General features: G+C 32.0%; 25 protein-coding genes. 10 read left to right on the forward strand and 15 right to left on the reverse strand.

Features of this window, described 5'->3' with window-relative positions; translation table 11 throughout:
- Positions 1–4 precede the first annotated feature (4 nt).
- Positions 5–163 carry a hypothetical protein gene (locus tag CIGNP85_RS08395; protein WP_179187398.1) on the reverse strand — a complete coding sequence of 53 codons (159 nt, stop codon included), beginning with the start codon at positions 161–163 and terminating at the stop codon, positions 5–7.
- Between the two features lie 92 nt (positions 164–255).
- Here CIGNP85_RS08395 and CIGNP85_RS07115 point away from each other — a divergent pair, with 92 nt between their 5' ends.
- Both CIGNP85_RS07115 and CIGNP85_RS07120 read left to right on the forward strand, forming a co-directional pair.
- Positions 256–1,524, forward strand: a complete 1,269-nt coding sequence (locus CIGNP85_RS07115; RefSeq protein WP_086287658.1) for a PDDEXK-like family protein — start codon at positions 256–258, stop codon at positions 1,522–1,524.
- Between the two features lie 15 nt (positions 1,525–1,539).
- Positions 1,540–1,758, forward strand: coding sequence for a hypothetical protein (locus CIGNP85_RS07120; RefSeq protein WP_086287660.1), 219 nt, complete (start codon positions 1,540–1,542; stop codon positions 1,756–1,758).
- A 42-nt stretch (positions 1,759–1,800) separates the two neighbouring features.
- On the opposite strand, the gene CIGNP85_RS07125 is transcribed toward CIGNP85_RS07120, so the two are convergent.
- Positions 1,801–2,073, reverse strand: coding sequence for a metal/formaldehyde-sensitive transcriptional repressor (locus CIGNP85_RS07125; protein ID WP_086224842.1), 273 nt, complete (start codon positions 2,071–2,073; stop codon positions 1,801–1,803).
- Between the two features lie 69 nt (positions 2,074–2,142).
- Here CIGNP85_RS07125 and dmeF point away from each other — a divergent pair, with 69 nt between their 5' ends.
- Positions 2,143–3,051 (forward strand): CDF family Co(II)/Ni(II) efflux transporter DmeF, encoded by a 909-nt coding sequence (gene dmeF / locus CIGNP85_RS07130; RefSeq protein WP_086287662.1) that lies wholly within the window; start codon positions 2,143–2,145, stop codon positions 3,049–3,051.
- Between the two features lie 102 nt (positions 3,052–3,153).
- On the opposite strand, the gene CIGNP85_RS07135 is transcribed toward dmeF, so the two are convergent.
- The 12 genes from CIGNP85_RS07135 to rpmH all read right to left on the reverse strand — a co-directional run bounded on the left by CIGNP85_RS07135 (position 3,154) and on the right by rpmH (position 16,665).
- The gene (locus CIGNP85_RS07135; protein ID WP_336527221.1) at positions 3,154–4,899 is read right to left on the reverse strand and encodes a DarT ssDNA thymidine ADP-ribosyltransferase family protein; all 1,746 of its coding nucleotides are present in this window, start codon (positions 4,897–4,899) and stop codon (positions 3,154–3,156) included.
- A 394-nt stretch (positions 4,900–5,293) separates the two neighbouring features.
- A complete protein-coding gene (locus CIGNP85_RS07140) occupies positions 5,294–5,698 on the reverse strand; it encodes an acyl-CoA thioesterase (RefSeq protein WP_086224845.1) in 405 nt (134 codons plus the stop codon).
- A 111-nt stretch (positions 5,699–5,809) separates the two neighbouring features.
- A complete protein-coding gene (locus CIGNP85_RS07145) occupies positions 5,810–7,399 on the reverse strand; it encodes a methyl-accepting chemotaxis protein (protein ID WP_086287667.1) in 1,590 nt (529 codons plus the stop codon).
- A 119-nt stretch (positions 7,400–7,518) separates the two neighbouring features.
- Positions 7,519–9,051, reverse strand: coding sequence for a bifunctional phosphoribosylaminoimidazolecarboxamide formyltransferase/IMP cyclohydrolase (purH, locus tag CIGNP85_RS07150; protein ID WP_086287668.1), 1,533 nt, complete (start codon positions 9,049–9,051; stop codon positions 7,519–7,521).
- Between the two features lie 9 nt (positions 9,052–9,060).
- Positions 9,061–9,780: a DnaJ domain-containing protein gene (locus tag CIGNP85_RS07155; RefSeq protein WP_086287670.1), complete on the reverse strand. Its 720-nt coding sequence runs from the start codon at positions 9,778–9,780 to the stop codon at positions 9,061–9,063.
- Positions 9,781–9,782: 2 nt separating this feature from the next.
- Positions 9,783–11,978: a phosphoribosylformylglycinamidine synthase subunit PurL gene (gene purL / locus CIGNP85_RS07160; protein WP_086244975.1), complete on the reverse strand. Its 2,196-nt coding sequence runs from the start codon at positions 11,976–11,978 to the stop codon at positions 9,783–9,785.
- Between the two features lie 18 nt (positions 11,979–11,996).
- Positions 11,997–13,307, reverse strand: a complete 1,311-nt coding sequence (mnmE, locus tag CIGNP85_RS07165) for a tRNA uridine-5-carboxymethylaminomethyl(34) synthesis GTPase MnmE (protein ID WP_086226318.1) — start codon at positions 13,305–13,307, stop codon at positions 11,997–11,999.
- Complete coding sequence (locus CIGNP85_RS07170) at positions 13,304–14,215, reverse strand: Jag N-terminal domain-containing protein (protein WP_236845219.1); 912 nt, start codon at positions 14,213–14,215, stop codon at positions 13,304–13,306. Before CIGNP85_RS07170 ends, mnmE begins: the two co-directional genes overlap by 4 nt.
- Positions 14,205–15,776 (reverse strand): membrane protein insertase YidC, encoded by a 1,572-nt coding sequence (gene yidC / locus CIGNP85_RS07175; protein ID WP_086226319.1) that lies wholly within the window; start codon positions 15,774–15,776, stop codon positions 14,205–14,207. Before yidC ends, CIGNP85_RS07170 begins: the two co-directional genes overlap by 11 nt.
- Positions 15,770–16,111 carry a membrane protein insertion efficiency factor YidD gene (yidD, locus tag CIGNP85_RS07180; RefSeq protein WP_086224852.1) on the reverse strand — a complete coding sequence of 114 codons (342 nt, stop codon included), beginning with the start codon at positions 16,109–16,111 and terminating at the stop codon, positions 15,770–15,772. Before yidD ends, yidC begins: the two co-directional genes overlap by 7 nt.
- 78 nt (positions 16,112–16,189) lie before the next feature.
- Positions 16,190–16,522, reverse strand: coding sequence for a ribonuclease P protein component (gene rnpA / locus CIGNP85_RS07185; protein WP_179187288.1), 333 nt, complete (start codon positions 16,520–16,522; stop codon positions 16,190–16,192).
- Positions 16,523–16,530: 8 nt separating this feature from the next.
- Positions 16,531–16,665, reverse strand: coding sequence for a 50S ribosomal protein L34 (gene rpmH, locus CIGNP85_RS07190; RefSeq protein ID WP_086224853.1), 135 nt, complete (start codon positions 16,663–16,665; stop codon positions 16,531–16,533).
- Between the two features lie 154 nt (positions 16,666–16,819).
- On the opposite strand from rpmH, the gene CIGNP85_RS07195 reads away from it, so the two are divergent.
- The 3 genes from CIGNP85_RS07195 to CIGNP85_RS07205 are packed head-to-tail and all read left to right on the forward strand — an operon-like array spanning position 16,820 to position 20,669.
- Positions 16,820–17,476 carry a hypothetical protein gene (locus CIGNP85_RS07195; RefSeq protein ID WP_086232704.1) on the forward strand — a complete coding sequence of 219 codons (657 nt, stop codon included), beginning with the start codon at positions 16,820–16,822 and terminating at the stop codon, positions 17,474–17,476.
- Positions 17,473–20,292, forward strand: coding sequence for a hybrid sensor histidine kinase/response regulator (locus CIGNP85_RS07200; RefSeq protein ID WP_086287671.1), 2,820 nt, complete (start codon positions 17,473–17,475; stop codon positions 20,290–20,292). The genes CIGNP85_RS07195 and CIGNP85_RS07200 overlap by 4 nt, the downstream gene beginning before the upstream one ends.
- Entirely contained in the window at positions 20,289–20,669 is a 381-nt protein-coding gene (locus CIGNP85_RS07205; protein ID WP_086226324.1) for a response regulator, read from the forward strand. The genes CIGNP85_RS07200 and CIGNP85_RS07205 overlap by 4 nt, the downstream gene beginning before the upstream one ends.
- Here CIGNP85_RS07205 and CIGNP85_RS07210 read toward each other — a convergent pair.
- Positions 20,661–21,068 (reverse strand): hypothetical protein, encoded by a 408-nt coding sequence (locus CIGNP85_RS07210; protein ID WP_086224857.1) that lies wholly within the window; start codon positions 21,066–21,068, stop codon positions 20,661–20,663. The two genes, CIGNP85_RS07205 and CIGNP85_RS07210, sit on opposite strands and share 9 nt — an antisense overlap.
- 101 nt (positions 21,069–21,169) lie before the next feature.
- On the opposite strand from CIGNP85_RS07210, the gene CIGNP85_RS07215 reads away from it, so the two are divergent.
- The 4 genes from CIGNP85_RS07215 (at position 21,170) to CIGNP85_RS07230 (ending at position 24,959) form a co-directional block, all read left to right on the forward strand.
- The gene (locus CIGNP85_RS07215) at positions 21,170–21,703 is read left to right on the forward strand and encodes an ATP/GTP-binding protein (RefSeq protein ID WP_086233746.1); all 534 of its coding nucleotides are present in this window, start codon (positions 21,170–21,172) and stop codon (positions 21,701–21,703) included.
- 96 nt (positions 21,704–21,799) lie between these two features.
- Complete coding sequence (dut, locus tag CIGNP85_RS07220) at positions 21,800–22,495, forward strand: dUTPase (protein WP_086226327.1); 696 nt, start codon at positions 21,800–21,802, stop codon at positions 22,493–22,495.
- On the forward strand, positions 22,492–23,208 hold the full coding sequence (locus CIGNP85_RS07225) for an EI24 domain-containing protein (protein ID WP_086228125.1): 717 nt from the start codon (positions 22,492–22,494) through the stop codon (positions 23,206–23,208). The genes dut and CIGNP85_RS07225 overlap by 4 nt, the downstream gene beginning before the upstream one ends.
- Positions 23,208–24,959 (forward strand): Na/Pi cotransporter family protein, encoded by a 1,752-nt coding sequence (locus tag CIGNP85_RS07230; protein ID WP_086251420.1) that lies wholly within the window; start codon positions 23,208–23,210, stop codon positions 24,957–24,959. Before CIGNP85_RS07225 ends, CIGNP85_RS07230 begins: the two co-directional genes overlap by 1 nt.
- Positions 24,960–24,961 lie beyond the last annotated feature (2 nt).

Genomic DNA, 24,961 nt, shown 5'->3' on the forward strand with positions numbered 1-24,961 from the left:
AGCTTTAAAATGGTATCTCATCATTGATTTTGTAACCATAAAACATATCACTCATATTAGTTACACTGCTAGTATTTATATAGCTTAAAATCAAATTTATATTATTTACAAGCTCTATTAGCTCATCTTTTATTTTTGGTGAGTATTTCTCATTTTTTATCATTTTTTGGAATTCTAACGCAAAAATACGAACGCTTTTGGTCGTTATATTTTTTAAAATTATGGTAAAATTACAAATCTTTTTTAGGAGTTAAAATGGCTGAATTCACACAAGAGTTTTTTGCTGAGTTTGAAAAGGCTTATAAAGAATATGAAAATAAGGTAAAAGAGCGTAGGGCTCGTGGAGTTCATGATTATAATGTTTTTGATGTGCTTGAAACAAGAGAGGTAAAACACTCAAAATTTATAGCCTCTTTACTTGACCCTAAGGGCTTACATTATCAAGGTGATTTGTTTTTAAATAAATTTATAGAAGTGTGTGGTATAGATGATTTTGGGCTTGATACCTTAAACTCGCAAGTGTATAGAGAGTATAAAAACATAGATATTTATATCACTGATGGCAATAAACACATAATAATAGAAAATAAACGCTGGACTGGCGACCACAATGAACAAGTCGCAAGATATATAAAAACTATAGACGAACAAAACAAAGATGAATTAAGCGAAATTTATGAAAGAATTTTGGTTTTATATCTTACACCTTTTGATTATGTAATTGAAAAGTTAGGTGGAATTGATGAAGTAGGCAAAGACTATTTAAAACTAGGGCAAAATCAAGTAGCTTTTAGGCATATTTCATATGAAAATGAAATTTTAAAGTGGTTAAATGCGATAAAAGCTGAAATTATAAATTTAACCGATTTAAATGTGCTAATATCACAATACGAAAAAGCAGTAAAAAAATTAACAAATCAAGGAGAGAAAATGGAAAATAACTTAATAATAGAACAAATCAAAAAAAATTATAAGCTTTGCGCAACTATACATAATGAGTTTGAAAACGCAAAAATAAATTTATTAAATGAATTGTTTAGCAAAGTTACTAAAACTTTAAAAGAAACAATAAAGACAGATGATTGGGAAATAGAATTTCACGAAATAACAGAAATAGCAACGTATACTAAATTTTTTTATACAAAATTAAAAGAATATAATGAAAAAAACCACGATGGCAATTATATCTATTATTGCATAGAATCACAAAATAATAAATGTGATGACATAATTTTTGGTCTAGTACGCAGTAATAAAAAAATGGATAAATTAAATAATAGTTGTTTTCAAGATATTGTACAAAAAAGTAATTATTGTGAAAGTAAAAGTTGGAAGAACGGCGAATGGTGGGCATGGTATTATTATAATCAAAAATTTAGCAATGTTGATGATTTGATTTTAGATTATTTACACAATGAAGATGAAGAAAAATTTATTAGTGAAATCGCTAATGACATCTGTAATGATTTGAAAGGATTAAAAGATGTCTTAGAAAAATTAAACAAAAAACTTATAGAAAAATAGCTTAAAAAATACTCTTTGGCTAAGCAAATTGGCTTACAAATACAAGAGCCTAAATTTAGTATGGATGAAGTCTATAATGCAGATGAGTGCTTTATCAGTGCTGTCACTATAATCCTTTTGCCAGTCATTAAAGCCGATGGCAAGGCCATAAATGGCGGCAAAATCGGAGAATATACAACTAAACTTAGAGAACTTTATAAAGAGATTTTAAAAGCCCAAGCTAAAATGATTTAAGATAATTTAAAGGGTGAAATAGACTATTTTACCCTTTAATAATTATTTAAAAAAACTCTTTAAAAGCGAAGTTAAATTTGCTATCTCTTGCTCTCTTTGCTCTTGGCTAACGCTATTTCCAAGATGCTCTTTGATATGCCCATCCAAGACTTCTGCCATCAAAGATGTGATAGCGCCTCTTGCGGCACTAATTTGCTGAAGTACTTTAAAGCAATCTTTCTCATCTTCTAAGGCCTTTTCTAAAGCTGAAATTTGCCCTTTTATCTTTTTAATACGCAAAAGAAGCTTATCTTTATTTGCTACTATGTGAGCCATAATTTTCCTTTATCTTTTTATAAGTTATACTGGGGTATAGTATCATAATATTTTTAAAAAGGGTTTAATATGAGTAATAATATTTTAAATTTTTCATATAATCACAATTTTCACTCAGCTAATCTTACCGCCAAGAAAAACACGCTATATGCGATGATAATCACAATATCTATGATGATAGCTGAAATTATAGGCGGTATATACTTTAACTCTATGGCATTACTAGCCGATGGTTGGCATATGAGCTCTCACGCATTAGCACTTGGACTAGCGTATTTTGCTTATATTATGTCAAATAGATATAAAAGCGATGCTAGATTTAGTTTTGGTACTTATAAGATGGAAATTCTAGCTAGTTACACTAGTGCCTTGTCGCTTTTAGTGATTGCGTTTTTGATGATTTATCACTCTATTTTAAAGTTTATAAATCCAGAATCCATAGCATATAAAGAGGCGATTTTGATAGCTATTATCGGACTTATAGTGAATTTAATCTGTGCTTGGCTATTAAGGTCTAGCCACAATCATCATCATAACCATCATCATCACGATGATTTGAATTTAAAAGCTGCTTATATACATGTTCTTACTGATGCACTTACTTCTATTTTGGCTATTGTGGCTTTGGGATTTGGGCTGCTTTTTGGAGCTGATTTTTTAGATCCACTTATGGGGATTATTGGCGCTATTTTGGTATTAGTGTGGGCTATAGGGCTATTAAGACAATCGGGCAAAATACTACTTGATGCTAATATGAATGAGCCAATAGTTAGCGAAGTGGTAGATATTTTACGCCTATTTAGAAGTGATATAGAAATCAAAGATCTACACCTTCTAAAAGTAGCAAATGACAAATATACTTGTATAATCTCTCTAAATTCCATTAATCCAATTGATATAAATCTTATCAAAAAAGAGCTATCAAAGCACGAAGAGCTAGTTCATATAATAGTGGAAATATATCCAAAAAAATATTAAATTAAATTTTAATAACAAGAAGAAAATATGAATAAAATTTTAGCTATTATATTATTTACTAGTGCTTGCTAAGCTTTAATAAATAGACCAAAGCAAGTAGCTTTAAAATGGTATCACATCATCATCTTTTTCCATCAAATCATACATATTAGTAAATTTAGGCTTATTCTTATCATTAATTTTGCAACCATCAAACATATTTTCCATATAAATTACACTGCTTACATTCCAGTTATCAAGTGGTTGATTGAAATTTTCGCAACTAGAAAACATCCCGCTCATCTTAACTACACTGCTTACATTCCAGCTATTAAGCGGTTGATTAAAATTTCTGCAAACAGCAAACATCCCATTCATATCAGCCACACTGCTTACATCCCAGTTATTAAGTGGTTGATTAAAATTTCTGCAAACAGCAAACATCTGACCCATATCAGTTACGCTGCTTACATCCCAGCTATTAAGCGGCTGATTGAAATTATCGCAAAGGCAAAACATCCAACTCATATCAGTTACACTGCTTACATTCCAGCTACCAAGTGGTTGATTGAATTTTGTGCAATTTCTAAACATTTCACTCATATCAGTTACACTGCTTACATCCCAGTTATTAAGTGGTTGATTGAAATTTTCGCAAAAAGCAAACATTCCGCCCATATTAACTACACTGCTTACATCCCAGTTATTAAGCGGTTGATTGAAATTCTTAACTTTATAAAACATAGAATTCATATACTTTACATTAGATACATTCCAGTTATCAAGTGGTTGATTAAAATTTATGCAAACAGCAAACATCTCACTCATATCAATTACACTGCTTACATCCCAGCTATTAAGTGGTTGATTAAAATTTGTGCAAACAGCAAACATCTCACTCATATCAATTACACTGCTTACATCCCAGCTATTAAGTGGTTGATTAAAATTTGTGCAACCTATAAACATCTGACCCATATCAGTTACACTGCTTACATCCCAGTTATTAAGTGGTTGATTGAAATTATAGCAATTTATAAACATCTCACTCATATTAGCTACACTGCTTACATCCCAGCTCTCTATACCACTAAAATCTTCACGCCCACTCCAAGCAAACAACTCACTCATATCAGTTATAGCACTAGTATCTATATCGCCTAAATATATATCTTCATCATAAATTAAGCCCTTTAGCTCATCTTTGCTTTGTGGTGCATATAGCTTAATAGGAAAGAAATACTCCATATCCGCTACAGCTGTAATATTATAATCACTAGCAATACTCTTAGCTATAGAGCTATCTTGACAGATGATACCAGCTATCATATCAATTGGCAAATGCGTAGGCACAAGTGCCTCGGCCATCATTTTATCTATTTTAGATTGTTTGATGGATCTATCGGCGTGGTTCCAGTCTTTTGACATCACCTCACTCCAGCTGATAAACTGCGTATTTAGTAAGTCGCTAAGCCCATTTGCACATTCATATCTAGCAGCAGTGGCACTAGCGTTAGTAAATATCACTCCATCAGCTAGTAGAGCAGTTTTGTGAATTTGTAGGATTATAACCTTGCTTCTGTAACTCTTTTGTGCTGAGTATAAGGCGGCGTTGCGTGGGTTGAAATATAGGCTTACATATTCACTAATTGCCTTGCCATATATCGGCTCAGCGTGGGAGCGCTTTGGGTCAGTGGAGATAGCGCTAATGCCGTGGCTTATTATATCACTTAAATTATCAAGATTGGCAATATAATAGATATAGCCATTTTTGAGTGGGAGCTTTTCTAGGATGCTAATTGTGTTAGTTACTTGGAAAATTGCTATTTGTCTGCCTTTGGAATATAAATATAGTATTTTGATAGCTATATTATATCTTTATAAATTTAAATTTAGCTGGATAATTTAGCGGTGAATTTATTTTAAAGCAAATGAAAATTTTTACAGATATAGCAAAAACTAGTTTAGCTACAATCTAACACTCTACAAAAAACAAGCTAGCCTTGCTCTTATTTTGTAGCACTGATAAATGGCATTGTTTATCTTTTGTGCTACTTGCATTACTATTTATCTACCAAAAAATATCTTTTTTCTTAAAATAAGTTAAATTTATACAAACATACTTTTTACAAAATATCAATACTATCATTTAATCTAATTAAGATAGTGGTAAATTTCACCTATTTACAATAAAATACAGAGTAAATAATAATAAATTTAAAGCCAAATTTGAGCACCTAAAATCTCAAATTTAGCCTATTAATCAAAATCCGTGTAATCGCTTTAAATCGCTATCTATTGGTTTTTTGTTGCCTTTTTCATCTACGCTAACATAAGTTACTTCAGCAGTTGTAACTGGAACACACTCACAAAATCCTTGCGAATTTAATCTTTGCACGACTACTTTTACCACTGTTGTGATTGAAGTTTGACCTACTTGAGTTATTTTGGCATAGCAACTAACAATATCACCAATAAATACTGGCTCTTTAAAAATTACCTCTTTCATCGAGATTGTTACAACTCTTATAGGCGCTAACTCTCTAGCAGCTATAGCCCCAGCAAGGTCAATTTGAGAAAGAATCCATCCACCAAATATATTTCCAGCTGGATTTGTATCGCTTGGCATAGCGACGATTTTTATCCTTGGTTCGCCCATATTTTTCATTATCAAATCCTTAATATTTTTAAATTGAAATTGTAACTTTGAATTATTAATTATAATTAAATTTAAGTTAAAAAAAAGCTATAATTCTAGCCACCGCTTGGGTAGCTAGAATTAGGTTTTGAATTTATTTAGATCATCTTCTAATCTGGTAGATACATCTTTTAGACTAGTTGATACTTCTAAGAATTGATGTACAATTTTAGCATTATTATCAAATGCTTCTACAGAGCTTTCAGACTGATCTAGTAGAGTCTTTATCTTTTTATTAATCTCTATAGCCATCGATGATACCTCTTGAACTATATGCATAGATTCGCTTGTAGCTTTTTGGGTTGATCTAGCTCTATCCATTAAATCATTTGCACTTGTGCTAATAAGTGCAATATTTTTAGCGTTTTCATTAAGCGAAACACCTAACTCCCTAGTAGATTCTATCATATTTTGAGCATTAGAGTTTATACCGCTTAAGGATTCATTGGTCTTTTCAGCTAATATTCTAACCTCTTCTGCCACTACGGCAAATCCCCTTCCCATCTCTCCGGCACGAGCCGCCTCTATAGCTGCATTTAAAGCGAGTAAATTTGTTTGATCAGCTATATCGCCTATGATATCTAATACCTTTTTCATATCTTCGGTTTGGCTAACTACGCTTATTGTTTTTTGTGCTATCTCTTGCTCTTTAGCATTTGCTTCATTTAGATGAGTTACAACTTCGCTAAGAGAGTGTATCATCTCTTCTAGCTCATCATAAGATTGTTTATTAGCGCCGGCTGCTTTGCTTGATTTGTCAGTTGATATCTCTAACTCATCGGATATGCTTTTACTAATTGCGTATGACTCTTTGGCTTGAGCTTTTCCTGCTTCTGTGCTATTTAGGAGTATTGAGGCGTTGTCATTTAGCGTCATTGTCTCATTCTCTACACTCTTAGCACTATTTTGAGCTTTTTTGACTATGTCTTGAATTTTCTCTATAAATACATTAATATGCTGGCAAGTCTGACCAATCTCATCGCTACTTTTAACTGAAATTCTAGCACTTAAATCGCCATCGCCACTACTTAAATCCTTGGCACGGTTTAATAACTCCAACACTGGAGCAATAACAACCTTGCGAAGTACAACCAAAACAATAATAGCAGTTAAAATAAGTGAAATAGTAAAGATTAAAAAGAACATAACACTCTTATCTCGTAAATCTTTATCCATAGCATTTAATGAGTATGATAAATCCATCACGCCTAAAACATCATTTTCTTTAGATAAAGCATGACAAGCCAAACATTCGCTCTTAGCAATAATCGGAGTAACTAATCTTAATTGATGGTTATCTTTGGTTTTGATAGTCTCTGTATAATTTTTTGGATTTATAAATTGCTCTTTGATAATATTATCCTTAGGCACCACCTTATCTAATCCAAACCCTTCAGATACAACATCAGAACGATAAATCTTTAAAGATGCTACGCCTTTAATTAAACTTGCATCATGAACTGATTTTTCTATAATTTGTGGGTCGCCTGTATTCATAGCAGTCTGAACTGTTTGAAAAATCGACGAACTAAGCATATTTAAACTATCTTTAGTAATTTGTGTAGATGAACTGTTAAATTGAGCTATGATAATAAACTGCATAACTACAAAGCTAATAAATAGCACAGCAATAATACTGAGAACTATTTTCTTACCTATGGTATTAATCATTTTGTCTCACCTTGAATAAAATATAGTGAAATTATACATCTTTAACTCTTACTAGAAGTTTAATAAGATAATTTTCGCCTAAAATAGGCAAACTTGGGTCGAATTTGACCCAAATTAAATTAATGCAAGAAGTGTCTAATGCCTGTAAAATACATACTCATTCCAGCTTTATTAGCTGCTTCTATTACATCTTCATCACGAATTGAACCGCCTGGTTGAATCACATTTGCAACGCCAACACTTGCTGCTATCTCTATACTATCAGCAAATGGGAAAAATGCCTCACTAGCTAATGCGCAACCTTTTAAATCTATACCCATATCATTAGCTTTAGCTACTGCAGCACGAGCCGCATCCACCCTGCTAGTCATCCCCATTCCAATAGCTAAAAGAGTGCTATCTTTGACATAAACCACACAATTTGATTTAGTTAAAGCTGCAATTTTCCATGCAATTTTAAGGTCGTTTATCTCATCTGGATTTGCTGCTTTTGTAGTAACTTGCTTAGCATTATCTACTTCAGCATCGCTTATGCTATCTTTTTCTTGAAATACAAAACCACCATCAATATGTTTAAAATCCCATTTATAGCCAGATGTTACTAGGAATTTATTATTTTGTGTAAAGATTTTAGTGCGTTTTTTATCACTATAAAGTTCTAAAACACCCTCTTCTACATTGGCAGCGATTATAACCTCTATAAATATCTCTTTGGTTTTAAGAGCTAGCTCCTTTGTAAGTGTACCATTTATCGCTACTACTCCGCCAAATGCACTAATAGGATCGCATTTAAGAGCTTTTATATAGCTATCAAGCTCATTTTCTCCAATAGCAAAACCACACGGATTAGCATGTTTGCAAATAGCAACTGCTGGAGCATCGCCAAATGCCGAAGCAATAGCTACAGCTGAGTTTATATCTGTCATATTATTAAAACTTGCTTCACCCTTTAACTGAGTAAAATTTAAACTTAAAAAGCTATCAAACTCATATGCAGCACCTTTTTGATGAGGATTTTCACCATATCTTGTATCAAATACTTTTGAACCCGTTATAAATCTTTTAGCACCAAATCCGCCATTAAATCTCTCATTCATATAGTTAGCTATCATAGAATCATATGCTGCAGTATGTTCATATGCTTTAATCATTAAATCACGTCTAAATTCATAGCTATCAGCGCCATCTTTAAGGGCGTTTAAGACCATATTATAATCATTAATATCAGTAACTATCAAAACATCTTTAAAATTCTTAGCAGCGCTTCGCACCATTGTAGGCCCACCAATATCAATGTTTTCAATAATCTCTTCAAAATCATCTGTACGGATTGTAGTCTCTTTAAATGGATATAAATTTACACATACTAAATCAATACCTTTAATATCGTGCTTACTAGCTTGTTCTACATGACTAGCATTATCTCTTTTATGTAAGATTCCTCCATGGATTTTTGGGTGAAGTGTTTTGATTCTACCTTCAAACATCTCAGGACTAGCAGTAAATTCGCTAACTTCTATAACTTTAATACCATTATCTTTTAGCGTTTTATATGTACCACCTGTACTTAAAATCTCAAAACCTAAAGCCTCAAGTCCTAAAGCAAACTCAACTATACCGCTTTTATCGCTAACACTAATTAATGCTCTCATCTACGCTCCTTATTTAAATTTCGCTTTTAACATATCATATGCTTCATTTATTTGTTGCATTTTTTTAGTTGCTTGAGTAATTATCTCATCACTTTTATCCATCGTAAAATCAGGATGATACTCTCTAGATAATCTACGATAACTAGCCTTAATCTCTTCAAAACTAGCATCTTTTGAAAGCCCTAAAACTTCATATGGATCAATATTAGTATTTTCTTTAGATAAATTTTTAAATTCAGCCTCAAAATGAGCAAAAAGATCCTCTACAATACTCTTATGCAAGCCAAATCCATCGCAAATCTCTTGTAGTATTGCCTTTTCATTGTTATTAAATTCGCCATCAATATAGGCTAAATTCATAAAAAATATTATACGATTTATCCAGATTTTTTGGCTAAACCTCATCTTTTGCTTATACTCTTTAGCAATGGCGTAGGCTGAGCTATGGCTATCTTTATGCCAGGTATATAGCTCTTTTAAATCATTTCTAACATTAACATCTCCAAGCTTTAAGCATATATCATCTAATAAAAGTGATATATAATTAGCTTCATCTTTGCTTACTACTCCATCGCTTTTGGCGACTTTTGCAGTAAGCATTATAAGATATTTAGCATCATCGTATTGAAGCTCTTGAAGGCTTTGTTTTTTAGAGTTTGAATTAACAAACCCTCGACTAAGCAACCAAAATGCAACAACAAGCCCAATTAAGATTAAAAATATATTCACTATCAATCTTCACTTTTAATAACAGCAGCAAACTCGCTAAAATAGATATTTTGCAGCTCTTTTAAGTCCATTTTAATATCATTAAGAATAAACTCATCACCACCACTTAAGCCAATTTTAATAAACTCAACTCCATATTTTTTAGCTAGCTCTTCAAATTTAATAGCATCTTTAACACCTACTACTGCCCTAGAAAAACTCTCATCAAATACAAAGCGACCATCATCAAATTTAATCTCTCCACTAAAACCAATAGAGCTAACTGCTGCCATCTTAGCTAGAGTTATAGCAATACCACCTACTCCTACACTATTGGCAAAAGCTAAAACTCCATTTTGATTAGCCTCAATTACTAAATCCCAAAGTGCTCTTTCTGCCTTATAATCAATCTCCTTTAGCTCTCCAGCGCATAGATTTGCTATAGCTTTCATATATAGCGATCCGGCAAACTCACCAGTAGTTTTACCAAGCAAATAAACACTCACGCCAGCACTATTAAATTCACTATCTAAGCTTTTATTAGCATCATCACCTACACCTACAGTTACAATACTTGGAGTTGGCTGAATGCTAATACCATCAGTTTCATTATACAAGCTTACATTACCACTAACTACTGGAGTATTAAGCGCAGCACAAGCCTCTTTAATCCCTTCGCAGCCATTAGCAAACTGCCACATTACTTCAGGATTTTGTGGATTTCCATAGTTTAGACAATCTGTAATAGCTAGCGGAGTAGCTCCGCTCATAGCCACTTTTCTACCACTTGTTGCAACAGCTGCAGCAGCGCCAATTCTTGGATTTACATAATTATATCTAGTATTACACTCCATACCCATAGCAATTGATTTGCCATTTTCTTTTATTCTCATCACAGCAGCACCTAGTTTGCCAGCTTTTTTAATTACATTTGTACCTACAGTTGAATCATATTGATCATATATTAGGCTTTTATTTGCCACATTTAAATCTCTTATTAATAGCTCAAATGCTTCTTGATTACTAATATTTGGCATATTATCTAAATTAATTTTTGCAATTTCATCAAGATATTTTGGTCTGCTAGTTGGGCGATCTAGCATAGGAGCAGCCTCGCTAAGTGGAGCAATAGGCACACTACCAGCTAGCTCTCCATGCCAATATAACTCCATCACGCCAGTATCAGTTACCTCTCCGATAATCTCAGCATCTAAATCCCATTTAGCAAAGATTGCTTTTATCTTATCTTCGCACCCTTTTTTAGCACAGATTAGCATTCTTTCTTGTGATTCACTAAGCATTAGCTCATATGGAGTCATTCCACTCTCACGCATAGGAACTTTATCTAGATACATTCTCATACCGCTACCGCTTCTGCCTGCCATTTCAAAACTACTTGAAGTAAGACCAGCTGCTCCCATATCTTGAATTCCTACAATATAATCGCACTTAAATAATTCTAAGCATGCCTCCATAAGAAGCTTTTCAGCAAATGGGTCGCCTACTTGAACGGTTGGGCGTAGAGATTTATTTTCTTCATTAAAGCTATCGCTTGACATCACAGCACCGCCTAAGCCATCTCTACCTGTTTTTGACCCAACATACATTACTGGATTTCCTACACCTTCGGCTTTTGCGTAAAATATCTCATCACTTTTACAAATTCCAAGACCAAAAGCATTAACTAAAATATTACCATTAAAACTCTCATCAAATGTAGTTTCACCACCTACAGTTGGCACACCCATGCAGTTGCCATAATGGCTAATACCAGATATTACACCTTTTACTAAGTAGCGTTGATGGCGATTAGTTTTATCATCTCCACGAACCTGCCCAAATCTTAAAGAGTTCATACTAGCCTCAACCCTAGCACCCATCGTAAAGATATCTCTAAAAATACCGCCAACTCCTGTAGCAGCACCAGCAAACGGCTCAATAAAACTTGGGTGATTGTGGCTTTCCATCTTAAATACAGCAGCCATACCATCACCGCAATCAATCACTCCAGCATTCTCGCCTGGACCTTGAAGAACCCATGGGGCTTTAGTAGGAAAGCCATTTAAATATTTTTTAGATGATTTATAGCTACAATGCTCACTCCACATTGCAGAAAATACACCAAGCTCAAGTAAATTTGGCTCACGCCCTAAAATCTCTAATATCTTCTTATATTCATCATCGCTAATTTTATGCGCTTGTATCGTTTCTTTATCCATATGTTTCCCCTTTTAAATTTATTTTCCTAGACAAAAACTGCTAAACATTTTATCTAAAATTTCAGAATTTTGGAGTGGTTTTGTAATGCTTCCTATCTCTTTTATGGCTCTATTTATCTCATAAGCAAATAGTTCCAACACTGATTCATCTAAAAGCTCGGTTGCTCTATCAATTGCATTTTTAGCATCTTGGCATGCTTTTATTTGGCGATTTGAGCTTAGCATTATCTCATTTGTATCTTGTGAGTTTAAATATCTCTCAAGTGCAAATTTTAAAGCTGAGCATTCATCTTTTGCACTAAGCAAAATCCCATCAATATCAAGATCAAATTTAAATTCCAAATCAGATTTATTCAATACAAAAATCACCTTTTTATTTAAACTATTGATAAAATCTAAAATAGCTATATCTTCACTATTACTAACTCTTGAGCTATCAAATACACAAATAATTATATCAGCGCTATTAGCAGCTCTTTTAGAATACTCTATTCCTATATTTTCTATATCATGATCACTATGCCTAATACCAGCGGTATCGATAATGCGTACTAAATGAGTGCCTACTTTTATCTGCTCTTCAATAGTATCACGAGTAGTACCAGGAGTATCGCTAATTATAGCGCGTTCATAATTTAAAAGTGAATTTAAAATTGAGCTTTTACCTACATTTGGGCAACCAATAATAGCTACTTTATAGCCATCAATTAAGCCTTTTTTGGAATTTGAAATTGAGATTATGTGATCTAGTTTTGATGATACTTCTTTTAATTTTAGCTTAATTTGCTCCATTATATCAGCTGGCAAGTCATCATCAGCATAATCAATACAAGTCTCAGTATAAGCTAGAGTTGAAATTAATTCATCACGCAAAGTATCGCAAAATAAACCAAGCTCACCACTCATAACTCTAGCTAAAATTTTAGCCGCACCCTCGCTTCTAGCATTTATAAGACCTTGAATACTCTCAGCCTTAGCTAAATCGATTTTACCATTTAGTAGTGCTCGTTTACTAAATTCTCCAGGGTCAGCTACTCTAGCTCCATAAGCTAAAATTTCATCTATAATTAAATTTGCTACAACTACACCACCATGAGTTTGAAACTCCACAACATCTTCACCAGTAAAACTAAATGGAGCCTTAAAATATATAACAATAGCCTCATCTAAGACATTGCCATCTCTATCTTTTAACTCTTTTAGATGCGCAACTCTAGGCGTTAAACTACCACATATTTTATCAGCAATGCTTAGAGCATCTTTGCCGCTAAGTCTTATAATCGAGATTGCTCCTACTCCATACGGAGTCGCAAGTGCTACAATATTCATTTTTTATGAAAGTCATTTATAACGATAAATTTGCCTTCATCGCTATTTTTAATTCCGACATATTTATCTGGGAATCTATCTCTAAGCTGTTCTAAAGCAATCTTAACAAGAACACCATCAAGTGGCTTAGTTTGAGCCTTTCCAATCAGCTCTACTCTTTCGATTACACCGCTTAAATATGTTGCCATACTACTCTCTTGATTTTTTAAAAATTCAGCAATCTCTAAGCGAATTCCTTTATTATATCTAGCATTTATCCAATTAAATAATAAATATGAAATCGCCTTATATCTATAGCCCTCCTTACCTATCATTAGCGCTGCATCAGCTCCATCAAGTTTGATATATATAGTATCAGCATCATAAATTGAGAGTTCACTTACTTCAATATCAAATGAACTTGCTATAAGTAATTTATCAAGTCCTGCTCTAATTTCTAATAAAATATCATCTTGAGAAGGTTTGTTTTCATCTATTTTATGAAATGAATCAAATATAGAGTGGTCGATATTTAGTACTGGTTTTTTGGCTATTTGTTCTTTAGCCGATCTTACTTCGGCCCTATTTTCAGTTTTTAGCTCAGATTGAAGTTTTGGTTCTGATTGAGATTTTAGCTCAGATTTATCTTCACTTTTATTGCTAGTTTCAGCCTTTAATGGTTTTGGAGTATGATGTTTTAGCTCTTTTATCTCTCTTTCACTGCGCTCTGGTTTTGATTTTTTAGCCTTTTTTTCAGCCTCTTTTTTAACTACAACTTCAAAAAGTCCATCTTTTTGAAAAAAACCAAAAAAGCCTTTTCTAGATGGCTTAATCGGAGTAATTTCTAAATTTATAGTAGAGCATCCAAGTTGGCTGGCTGCTTTTATATAAGCAGCCTCTAAATCCTTAGCTTCTATCCTAATGCTCATGGCGTTTCTCCGCTATCTCTTGAGCTTTATGACGAGCAAATATTTTATTTACTACCATTTGTTGTGCTATAGAACACAGATTGTTGATAAACCAATAAAGCGTTAAACCAGCTGGGAATGTAATAAAGAAAAATGTAAATATCAGCGGTAGAAATTTCATAATCTTCTCTTGCATTGGATCGGTAAAATTTGTTGGAGTGATGTGTTGCTGAATATACATCGTAATACCCATAAGTATAGGTAAAATAAAATATGGATCAAGCTCTGCAAGGTCGTTAATCCATAATATCCATTCAGCTCCTTTTAACTCAATAGCATTTAATAAAACCCTATAAATAGCAAAGAAAATTGGAATTTGAATTAAAATCGGCAAACATCCGCCCATTGGGTTTGCTCCATGCTTTCTATATAATTCCATTACATGGGCGTTGATTTTTTGAGGATCTCCTTTATATTTAGTTTGGATCTCTTTCATTCTTGGAGCTAACTCTTTTAGTTTATTCATTGATACCATTCCCTTATATGTTAATGGGAATAAAACTATACGAATAATAATAGTGAGCGCAACAATAGCAAAGCCCCAGTTGCCTATAAACGAGTATAGCCAATCAAGTAATAAAAATGCAGGTTTAGCAATGAATGTAAACCAACCATACTCAATAGTATCAACTAAACTTGGTTCAATAGCTTTTAAAGTTTTATAATCTTTTGGCCCAATATAGCCTTTAGCGCTAAAATTTCCAATATTTCTAGCAAAGCTTAAGGTATTCTCATCGGCATCATTTTGGATAAAGACTTCCATTGATCTTTTATTATCATAAAATAGAGTTGTATAGTATCTATCACTATTTGCTAAAAGATCAACACTTCTAAATATTTCATTCCCCTTAGCATCACCATCTTCTATAATCTCTAAACTATCATCTTCTTTGCGTAATAAAACCCCATGAACTGTATATCCATCTACTGCTACAATTGGACGAAATCCAGCAGTGATAAAATACTCGTGATTTGAGTTTACCTTAACATCAATATCATATGATCCATCTGGGTGAAAAGTTAAATTTTTCACTACACTAAATGAATCTAAATTTTGTGTAAGAGTAATATTGGCCGGGGACTTAGTAGCATCAATTTTATCACTACTTACAGTATAAGCAACCTTAAAGGCTTTTTCATTTATAGCTGTATCTGAGAAACGAATCTCAAGCGGAAGTGGCGAGCTAGGTTTTAAAAGTGAAATTTGTTCACCATTTTCATTTTTAAATTTAGAATCTTTTAGTGTAAAGTTGCTAATTCTTCCAAGCTCATCAATTGTAGCGCTATAAGTTGCACCTTCAATTGTGGCGATATTTTTACTAATTTGTTTTGGCGCAATAGCTGCTTTATCTGTCGTAGAGTTAGCTAAATTAGTAGCTGGTGCGCTTTGATTTTGTTCTACTGTTTTATTTGTATCAATCAACGGCTTTGGGGCAAACAACGCATCATAAGCTATAAAAAATAAGACAGATATAACTGTGGCTATTATCAGCCTTTTTTGGGTTGAGAGTTTATCTAACACTTCTTTTCCTTTGATAAGTCAAATGCTTTTATTAAATAAAATTTATCTTTTTTATGCCGAATAAGCCAAAATTTTGGCTCTACATAACTCTGCTTTAAAAATAGATAAGAGGGCGTAAATTTTCGCTTAATAATAGGATAATCTATGCCACCTCTAAAGAGTTGATTGCATCGCAGAATTCTAAGGCTAATGGCAAAAATAGAGGCGACTATCCCGCTATGGCTAAGCTGCCAAAGAGCATACTCAGAACAACTAGGATAGTATCTGCACGACCTTGGCAATAATGGTGAGATATATTTTTTATAAAAAATAACCAAACTAGTAGCAATTTTCATTAATTTGCGCCTATAAATTTGCAATCACAATGAACAAAAAGAGCGCTAAATTATCTACTTAAAGGATAAGAGCGCTCATTATCTTATAGAGTCCATCCTTTTTAACGCCCATCTAAAACTCTTGCAAATTTTATCAAAGGGCACCTTATCTGCTCCGCTTTTTGCAATAAAGATATATATACCATCTTTTAGATCACTACTAAGTGTGGAAAATGCAGCACGAAAAAGCCTTTTGACCCTATTTCTTACAACTGCCTTTCCTATCTTCTTACTTGCTACTGCGGCGAATCTACTCGTATCTGACTCTAAAAAATAGACAACTGCTAAATCACAATGCCATTTTTTGGCACTTTGATAGACTCTGCTAAACTCTTTACTATCTCTAATAGAGTCAAATTTATTAATTTTCAATTTAGCTCTTAGGCAGCTAGTCTTGCTCTACCTTTTGCTCTTCTAGCGCTAATTACTTTACGACCGTTTTTGGTTTTCATTCTAACGCGGAAGCCATGAGTGCGTTTTTTAGGTGTTTTATGTGGTTGATAAGTTCTTTTCATAAACTTTTCCTTTAGGTAAAAATTAAGTTTTGGATTCTACCTAAATTTTACTTAAACTGCTTTGAATTTTTATAAATTTAATTTAGCTATATCTATTTAAATTCAATCTAAAGCAAATTACGCTAAAATCAAGAAATTTATTTTGGAATTTAAGATGATACTTTATAATCAAAACTATGAAATGATTGGTATTAGTAGCGAAGGACTTTCGCTTTTTGGCTTTTTAAATCCAGAGGATTTTTTTAGGAGTTGTAATGATATTAGTGACTATTTTTTAGAGACTAGTCCGCTATATAATGCTAAAAATCACTACATAGACCTAATAATCTCTCAATCTCAAAGTAATATCCAAGATATGCAAATTAAGCTTGATAATGGCGAGATAATGAGTGTAAAAATAGCTGTAGAGGTGGTAAATTTAAAGGATGTAAATGAACATTATTACAGTGTTAAATTATTATTTGATGGAAATCGTCTATCATATGTTAATGATAAAAATAGATGGCTTTGGGATATTTTATATATTAGCCGTTTAGATGCAACCGAATTCAAGCGTAGAATGCTAGAATTTACCCAATTTGCCCGTCAAAACTATGAAAAATTATATGAAGCAAAACTATTACTAATTGATGCAAATGATACTATAAGAGAGCTTGCCCAACTAGCAACAAAATTAAAACTAACCGAATTTTGCGAAATCTTAATTAATATTCAAGCAACTAGCGATGAACAGCTACTAAATGATGAATTTTATAAATATACTAATTTTATAACAAATATAGAAAATATAATTCAAAGCGAGATGCAATGAGATCATACTTTAGCTTACTTGGAATTTTACGCTTAATTGCGACATTGCCACTATTTGTAATATTTTTGATATCTAGTTGGTATCTAATTTTTCAATATAATCTTAGTATGAATTTAAAAGAACTACGCCATGAATTTTCAATTGCTTTAGATCTTGCCAATCTCTCAAAAGAGTTAGATAAAGAGATGATAATCAATGATACTAATAGCAAAAATGTCAATCGGCAAATTACTGACCATACAATAGAACATATCAAACAGCTACATAGTAACGAAATAGGCTTAAACGAGATTTTAAACCGCTTAGAGTCCTTACCTCAAATTCGCTACACGCTAGATGATGTAAATTTAAATAACTCCGAAGTTTTAAGCTACTTTAGAGATTTAAACTTGCTGATTAAAAATGAAATTTTTAACCTGATGGATCATGATCTATCAAATAGGCTAAATCTATTTATTTTTACATTTATATCCTCTTATTCTAATAGCATTTCAATTAGTGCCAAGCGTGATTTGGTAGCTAATATCATTAATCACAGAGCACTTAATACACAAGAGCTTTTATTGTGGCTAGATTTGATTAGAAATAATGGATTAAATTACGGCTATTTACCTGATAGTTATGCAAAAAAACAGATAGAAGCGATATTTAAAAGCCAAAATTATAAGCAAGTTATAGACAACCTAAGTACTTTTACAATAGAGTTGATTAAAAATGGTGAACCAAGTATTTATTTAGCACAAAAATATTATGATTTAATCAGTGATGAATTAGAATTTTCATATCAAATACAAGATGTAATCAGTTCTCAAATCAAAACTGAGCTAGATGAATTTGAAAAAGATTTATGGATAGATTCTATTTTGGCTTTTATTGTTTGGATTATTAGTATAATTTTATCACTAGTATCATACTATACTAAAAACTATATAAAAGCCAATATTGATAACCTATCAAAAATTATCGATAAAATCAAATCCGTATCGGCTACCAACCCGCTAGAATCTACTCAAACTGCAACTTTAGAAAATGGTCATAAAATTATAAATGAAGCCTTAGATAAAATAATCGCTCAAAAAGATATCGCCCAAAGTGATAGCCGCTCTAAAACAGCATTTCTAGCTAATATATCTCATGAGATTAAAGCGCCATTAAATGGTATTTTAGGCTTTAGTGAGTTATTAAAGAGCCGCTCACTAGGTAAAGATGAAAAAGAGTTAATTGATATAATTGAACAAAGTAGCCAAAACCTACTAAAAGCTATTAATAACATCATAAATATGGCAAAAATTGAAGGTGGAAATGTCGAGCTTTATGAGAGTGATTTTAGCCTTTATACTCTATTTGATGAGATTATTAACTCCTACTTTAATAGACTTTTGGCTAAGAATTTAACCCTAACCTACTACATCGATCCAGAATTGATGGTAACTGTCTTTAGCGATGAAGACAAAATTAAACAAATCGCTATAAATCTAATCGATAATGCTATTAAATTTACCCAAAGTGGCGGACAAATTACCGTGTATGTAAAAAAATTACAATCCACAAATGGTAATATTAGCTTTAGCTTTATGGTTAAAGATACTGGAATTGGTATTGCTCAAAATGCTTTAGGCAAGATTTTTGATAACTTCTATACCAATGAAAATGCAACTAAAACATATGGTGGAACCGGTCTTGGGCTTAGTATTATTAGCCAATATGCTAAAATGCTAAATAGCAAAATTAATGTCAAAAGCCAGCTAAAAATTGGAAGCGAATTTAGTCTAGATCTAACCTTAAAACTCCACTCAAATGTAGATAAAAGCTATGCAAATCTTTTTAAAGGTTCAAAAGTTTCAATCATTCCTGAAGGAATAAGTGATGATAATTTAAAAATTATAAATTTATATTTAAACTATCTTGGAGTTATAGTTGAACCAAATTTAAGCCCAGCAATTGGTAAATTTAAAAATGAAAAAGATTCAAAAGATATCGAATTTAGCGATCTTAATCACGGCTTTAGTCCTAGCTTAATCTCGTTAATAAATGCCTTGTTAAATAGCCTAAAATCAACTCAAAAATATGACCTAAAAATTCTAATAGGCACAAATGATAAGAGTAAAAAAACAAAAGAGATGTTTGAAGAAATTTGTACCAGTGTCGATGTAGTAAATGATGGTAAAAGCTTATATGAGCTTACTTTAATTAATAATTATGATGCAATTTTTACAGATATTGCACTAGATAAACAAAATGCGCTAATTGCTGCTACAAATATCATTAGTACTCAAGATGAAAAGGATATCGAACGAACACCGATAATTGCAATGTTATCAAGTTCTAAAGAGCAAATTAATAAAACAAACTTGCTATTTGATTATTATCTACAAAAGCCGCTTTTAAAATCGCAAATTATCGAAATCTTAGCAAGTATTGATAATAAAGATCCACTTAATGCATTAGATGGCACAAGAGATATTTTATTATTTAAAAAGAGCAAAATGGAAAATAGAATTTATCACGCTGTACTATCAAAAGTCTGCCATACGATAGATACTGTCGATTCATTTGATGAGCTTGAAGAGGCTACGCAAAATAGAGCATACAAGTTGGTTTTGATAGATTATACAGCAAGCTTTTTTGATGCTAATAGAATTTTAAATATTATCAAAAATAGCTCCCAACTGCATAATTTTGAGAGTAAAGTCGTATTATTTATCGAACCAAACAGCAAAATCCCAACACAAATTCAAGCCCAATTTACTCAGCTAATTAGCACAAATATTAGTAAATCTAATTTAGAAAATCAGATAAAAGAGCTAATCCAATGACAAAACTAAATATTTTAGCAATTGATGATGATATAATAAGCATTAAGCTTTTAGAGCTGATTTTATCTGATAATTTATATATCTCTAGCATTACTACAGCAAGTGATGGGCTTGAGGCTATGGAAATTTTAGAGAGGCGATTTGATATAAATTTAATACTTTTAGATATCTATATGCCAAGATTAAATGGTTTTGAATTTTTACATAATTTTAAAAGTCGTAAATATCTCCAAGATATTCCAATTATCGTAATTAGCACTGATGCAACTCTTCGTCAACGGACAATGGAGCTTGGAGTACTTGCATTTCTTGTAAAGCCAATTAGTAAAAAAACGCTAGGTAAATTAATCAAGCAAGTTGCCAATAATTCAAGCTAAATTTAACTCAATTTTCTTACCAAATCCTAAGGTATTATCTGTAAATTTGAGCCACTTTAACTCTATTTTATATAAATTTAAATTCATTAGCTTAGCATAAATAAAGCGTGATATATATGCATTTTTCTCCACTTCATTATCTACTAGATATATAGACCCACTCGCTTGAAGACCCTGGATTTTGCCAACTATTTTTGTTTGCAAGGCAATATTTATAAAAACCCTACTATCATTTTGAATCACTTTAGCATGATAGCTATCATCGCCAAAAGCAACAATAATTAAATTTGGCTTTAAAAAAGCGTAAAAACAACTACATAGATATGCGCCACTTTTCCCATTTACTCCAAGGGTTAAAATATGCTGACTATCTATAAATTTAGCTATTTTTTCATCCATTTTTCATCCATTTTGGCACTATTTTTGCTTAATTTTAGCCAAATTTGGCTTAAAATATATCGCATTTTAACCGATATACTATAAAATTTTAAGGATTTTCAATGATTACAAACAGCTACGCAAACGCTTCATATAATGCGTTTAACTACTCATTTAAAACTAGCTCTGGCGATACCATAAATCTTGCGATGTATGATAATAAAGAGTTAGCCTACTCAAGCAAGAACTCCAAAAATTCAAACGAACAAAGCCTAAATCTACGCCATACATATGGGTATAAATTTGAGCTAAATAGTCAAAATGGTATAAGTGAGCAAGATAAATTAGAGATTGCAAAAGCGCTAGAAGAACTCCGCCCAAAAATCGATGATTTTATGAAACATATCAAAGAAAATGAACCTTTTAGCGATGAAACTATCTCAAATATTGCAAATTCACTCAAAAAAGAGTTACCAAATTTAAATAGCAATGATGCTAAAATAGAGTTAAAAAGTTCACTTTTAGATATGTTTGATGAGATGCTAAAAGAACATAAAACTAAAAATAACAACTTAAATAAATCTCTACTAGAACAGACTCAAAAGCTATTTGAAAATATGCTAAAACCGCAAAATAATCTAAATTATTATGCATAAGCTTGCTACTTTAGCAAGCTTTTTTAGGCCAAATTTCATATATAATTAAACAAATTTACTGTATAATCTTAAATTTAAAATTTTAAGGCGTATATTATGATGTATAGAAATTTAATAAAAGAGATGTTAAATCTCCAACAGCAATTAAATGATGATACTAATGGTATTGGCTGGGAGATGGGGCATACTAAAGATGGTAAATTAATTAGCTGGAAACGTTGCATTTATATGGAGTGTGCTGAGCTAATTGATAGCTTTGCGTGGAAACATTGGAAGGCTATAAATTCTCCACTAGATGTAGACAATGTTGCCATTGAAATTGTTGATATTTGGCATTTTATTATGAGTCTTGGACTAGAGAAGTATAAGATAAATTCCCTTGGCGATATTGATAATTTAACTGATGATATAGTATCAACTAGTGGATTTAATGAGTTTTGTAAAGAGCCATATAATATAAAAGAGTATAGTATCTATGAAATTATAAACGATACTGAGTTAATTATAAATCGCTGCAGTGGATTTAATATAAATTTCTTCGACCTTTTAAGAGATTATTTTAGGGTTTCATTAAAATGTGGAGTAAATTTACAAAAGCTATTTAATATCTATATTGGCAAAAATGTTTTAAATAAATTCCGTCAAGATCACGGCTATAAAGATGGAAGTTATATAAAAATTTGGAATGGTGTAGAGGATAATGCTGTGATGAATGAAATTTTACAAAATGGCGCTAGTAGCGTAGATGAAATTTACGCTAAACTTAAAACTGCCTACCAAAATATCCAATGAATAGTATAATCAAACGCTCGCTGAGCGACTTTTTAACTTTTAGATTTTTAGCACTTTCATTTTTGCCGCTTTTTATTTCACTTGGAGGCTTGATTGGGTTAGTGATATATTTTGGCGGTGATGTTTTTAGCATTTTAGCCCGTCCTAGCATTGAAGCATATGCTAATGGAGATGGATTTATAGCGTGGCTTTTATCTCTTAGCGTTGTGCAGTTTATGATAACTTCATCATTTTATATAATTAGTATATTTTTAGCTATTTTATTAAGTGTAGCAATTGCAGGTATTATAACTGGATTTTTAACACCATATGTAGTTAAATATATAAACGATAAGTATTATGGCTATAACTCAACTCCACTACCTAGTAATATGCATGTTTTTAAGCTAATTGGTATTACGATTATTAAATTTATTCTAATATTTTTAATATGCATACCCCTTTTATTTATTCCTGTGTTAAATTTATTTATTCTAAATTTACCATTTTTTTATCTATTTTATCGCCTAATGCTCATTGATATAGCTAGTAATACTTCTGATAGCTTAATCTTTGAAATAGATATGCAAAAAGGTGGTGGGGTTAAATTTTTTAGCGCTTCAGTACTATTTTATATTCTAACATTAGTGCCATTTGTTGGACTATTTTTACAGATATTCTTTGTAATATTTTTAAGTCATATATTGTTAGAGAAAAATTCAAGAGGATTTTAATGAAAAATATTCTATTTTTTGGTTTTATTGGTTTAACCTGCGTATTAATGTATCTTAGCCAAAGCTTTCTTACTATTATTTTTGGAATTTGTATATTTTTATATGCTATGAGTGTATTAGAAAAAAGTTTTTCTATGATGGCAAGTCTAGATAAATTTTTAAAAAAAATGACAAAAAGAAACTTCCAAAGCTTTTTATTTGGTGCAGTTAGCGCTACAGTAATGCAATCAAGCGGCCTTGTTAGCGTTCTTGCAATATCATTTTTAAGTGCTGGGCTAATCACATTAGCCTCAGGTTTAGCTATCATTTATGGAATAAATTTAGCCACTATTACTACTGGCTGGTTTTTGGCTGGTTTTGGTCTAAAGGTAAATATCGCTGCTTACTCTATGCCTTTAATAGTTATAGGTATGTTATGTATGGTAAATAAAACTGAAAAAATTAAAGGTTTTGGATATTTTTTATTTAGTATCGGTCTTTTATTTCTTGGAATATCTTATATGAAAGGCGGCTTTGATCATATCAAAGATAGCATTGATCTATCGCAATTTGCGATGTCTGGAATGGCTGGGTTGATTATTTATACCTTTGTAGGAATTATAGTTACAGTATTAATCCAAAGCTCGCACGCATCTCTTACTCTAGCTTTAGCAGCACTAAGTGCAGGACAGATAACCTATGATAATGCTGTTGGTATTGCCATTGGCTCAAATGTCGGCTCAACTGTGATGGCAATTATTGGCTCCTTAAATGCAAATATGGAGGGTAAAAAGCTCACTGTTGCTCATGTGTTATTTAATGTAACATGTGCAATTATTAGCGTTATACTAATCGTACCTTTTATGTATATTACTGATGTAACTAGTACATATTTTGGAATCGCAGATGATGATTACACTCTTAGACTAGCAGTATTCTTATCATATTTTAACGCATTAGGGGTTATTATATTTTACCCGCTTATTCCATTTATGGAAAAACTTTTAAATAAATATATGAAAGACTCAAGCAAAAGAAGTAAAATCGATAGCGCTAAATATCTTGATGAGAAATCCTTGCAATTCCCTGATAGTGCGCTTGAAGTACTTGGCAAGGAGCTTTTACATCTTTATTCTAATGCAAACTCCATTATAGCTAAAGCTATTAGCATAAGTAACAGCGATATCCAAAATAGTGATATTTCAGCAAAAGATATAATAAAGCTACGCCAAACTCCAATTAAAATGGATTATGATGAACTATATAACAATAGATTTAAAGAGATTTATAGTCAAATCATCGACTACGCTATATTAGCTGGAACCAATGCAAAACCTGAACAGTTAAGTAAATTTATGGATATTAGACATGCAGCACTAATTATGGCTGAGACGCTAAAGGATATGAAAAATACTCAACCAAATGTCTTTAAATATATCACTAGTTCTAACCAATATGCCAAAGAAGAGTATGATAGATTAAGAGTTGAGATGTTAGAGTGCCTTCGCATTATGTATAATATTGCAAGCATTAAAGATATAGATGAGTTAGAAGCTCAAATAAAAAATCTACGCAAAATTTACAATGCATATGATAGTGAGTTTGACTTTGATGTGCTAATCATAAATAAAAAAATTACCAATAAAATGGCAACTTCTCTTATGAATGATACGGCACTGATGAAGAATATAACTAAAGGTATGCTAAAGGTTGCTGAGATGATATTTGCACATCATCACAATCAATCATTAAATGAAAGTACAACTGCGTGATA

This window comes from Campylobacter sp. P0085 (assembly GCF_002139495.1).
Lineage (GTDB): Bacteria > Campylobacterota > Campylobacteria > Campylobacterales > Campylobacteraceae > Campylobacter > Campylobacter devanensis.

Bases quoted from the DNA above. Each gene is read 5' to 3' on its own strand.
- purH (WP_086287668.1), bottom strand. From the start codon at position 9,051: ATGAGAGCATTAATTAGTGTTAGCGATAAAAGCGGTATAGTTGAGTTT.
- CIGNP85_RS07195 (WP_086232704.1), top strand. From the start codon at position 16,820: ATGATACTTTATAATCAAAACTATGAAATGATTGGTATTAGTAGCGAA.
- CIGNP85_RS07205 (WP_086226324.1), top strand. From the start codon at position 20,289: ATGACAAAACTAAATATTTTAGCAATTGATGATGATATAATAAGCATT.
- CIGNP85_RS07225 (WP_086228125.1), top strand. From the start codon at position 22,492: ATGAATAGTATAATCAAACGCTCGCTGAGCGACTTTTTAACTTTTAGA.
- CIGNP85_RS07210 (WP_086224857.1), bottom strand. From the start codon at position 21,068: ATGGATGAAAAAATAGCTAAATTTATAGATAGTCAGCATATTTTAACC.
- mnmE (WP_086226318.1), bottom strand. From the start codon at position 13,307: ATGAATATTGTAGCACTTGCGACTCCGTATGGAGTAGGAGCAATCTCG.
- rpmH (WP_086224853.1), bottom strand. From the start codon at position 16,665: ATGAAAAGAACTTATCAACCACATAAAACACCTAAAAAACGCACTCAT.
- CIGNP85_RS07215 (WP_086233746.1), top strand. From the start codon at position 21,170: ATGATTACAAACAGCTACGCAAACGCTTCATATAATGCGTTTAACTAC.
- dmeF (WP_086287662.1), top strand. From the start codon at position 2,143: ATGAGTAATAATATTTTAAATTTTTCATATAATCACAATTTTCACTCA.
- dut (WP_086226327.1), top strand. From the start codon at position 21,800: ATGATGTATAGAAATTTAATAAAAGAGATGTTAAATCTCCAACAGCAA.
- CIGNP85_RS07170 (WP_236845219.1), bottom strand. From the start codon at position 14,215: ATGAGCATTAGGATAGAAGCTAAGGATTTAGAGGCTGCTTATATAAAA.
- CIGNP85_RS07125 (WP_086224842.1), bottom strand. From the start codon at position 2,073: ATGGCTCACATAGTAGCAAATAAAGATAAGCTTCTTTTGCGTATTAAA.
- CIGNP85_RS07145 (WP_086287667.1), bottom strand. From the start codon at position 7,399: ATGATTAATACCATAGGTAAGAAAATAGTTCTCAGTATTATTGCTGTG.
- purL (WP_086244975.1), bottom strand. From the start codon at position 11,978: ATGGATAAAGAAACGATACAAGCGCATAAAATTAGCGATGATGAATAT.
- CIGNP85_RS08395 (WP_179187398.1), bottom strand. From the start codon at position 163: ATGATAAAAAATGAGAAATACTCACCAAAAATAAAAGATGAGCTAATA.
- CIGNP85_RS07115 (WP_086287658.1), top strand. From the start codon at position 256: ATGGCTGAATTCACACAAGAGTTTTTTGCTGAGTTTGAAAAGGCTTAT.
- CIGNP85_RS07230 (WP_086251420.1), top strand. From the start codon at position 23,208: ATGAAAAATATTCTATTTTTTGGTTTTATTGGTTTAACCTGCGTATTA.
- CIGNP85_RS07140 (WP_086224845.1), bottom strand. From the start codon at position 5,698: ATGAAAAATATGGGCGAACCAAGGATAAAAATCGTCGCTATGCCAAGC.
- CIGNP85_RS07200 (WP_086287671.1), top strand. From the start codon at position 17,473: ATGAGATCATACTTTAGCTTACTTGGAATTTTACGCTTAATTGCGACA.
- yidD (WP_086224852.1), bottom strand. From the start codon at position 16,111: ATGAAAATTGCTACTAGTTTGGTTATTTTTTATAAAAAATATATCTCA.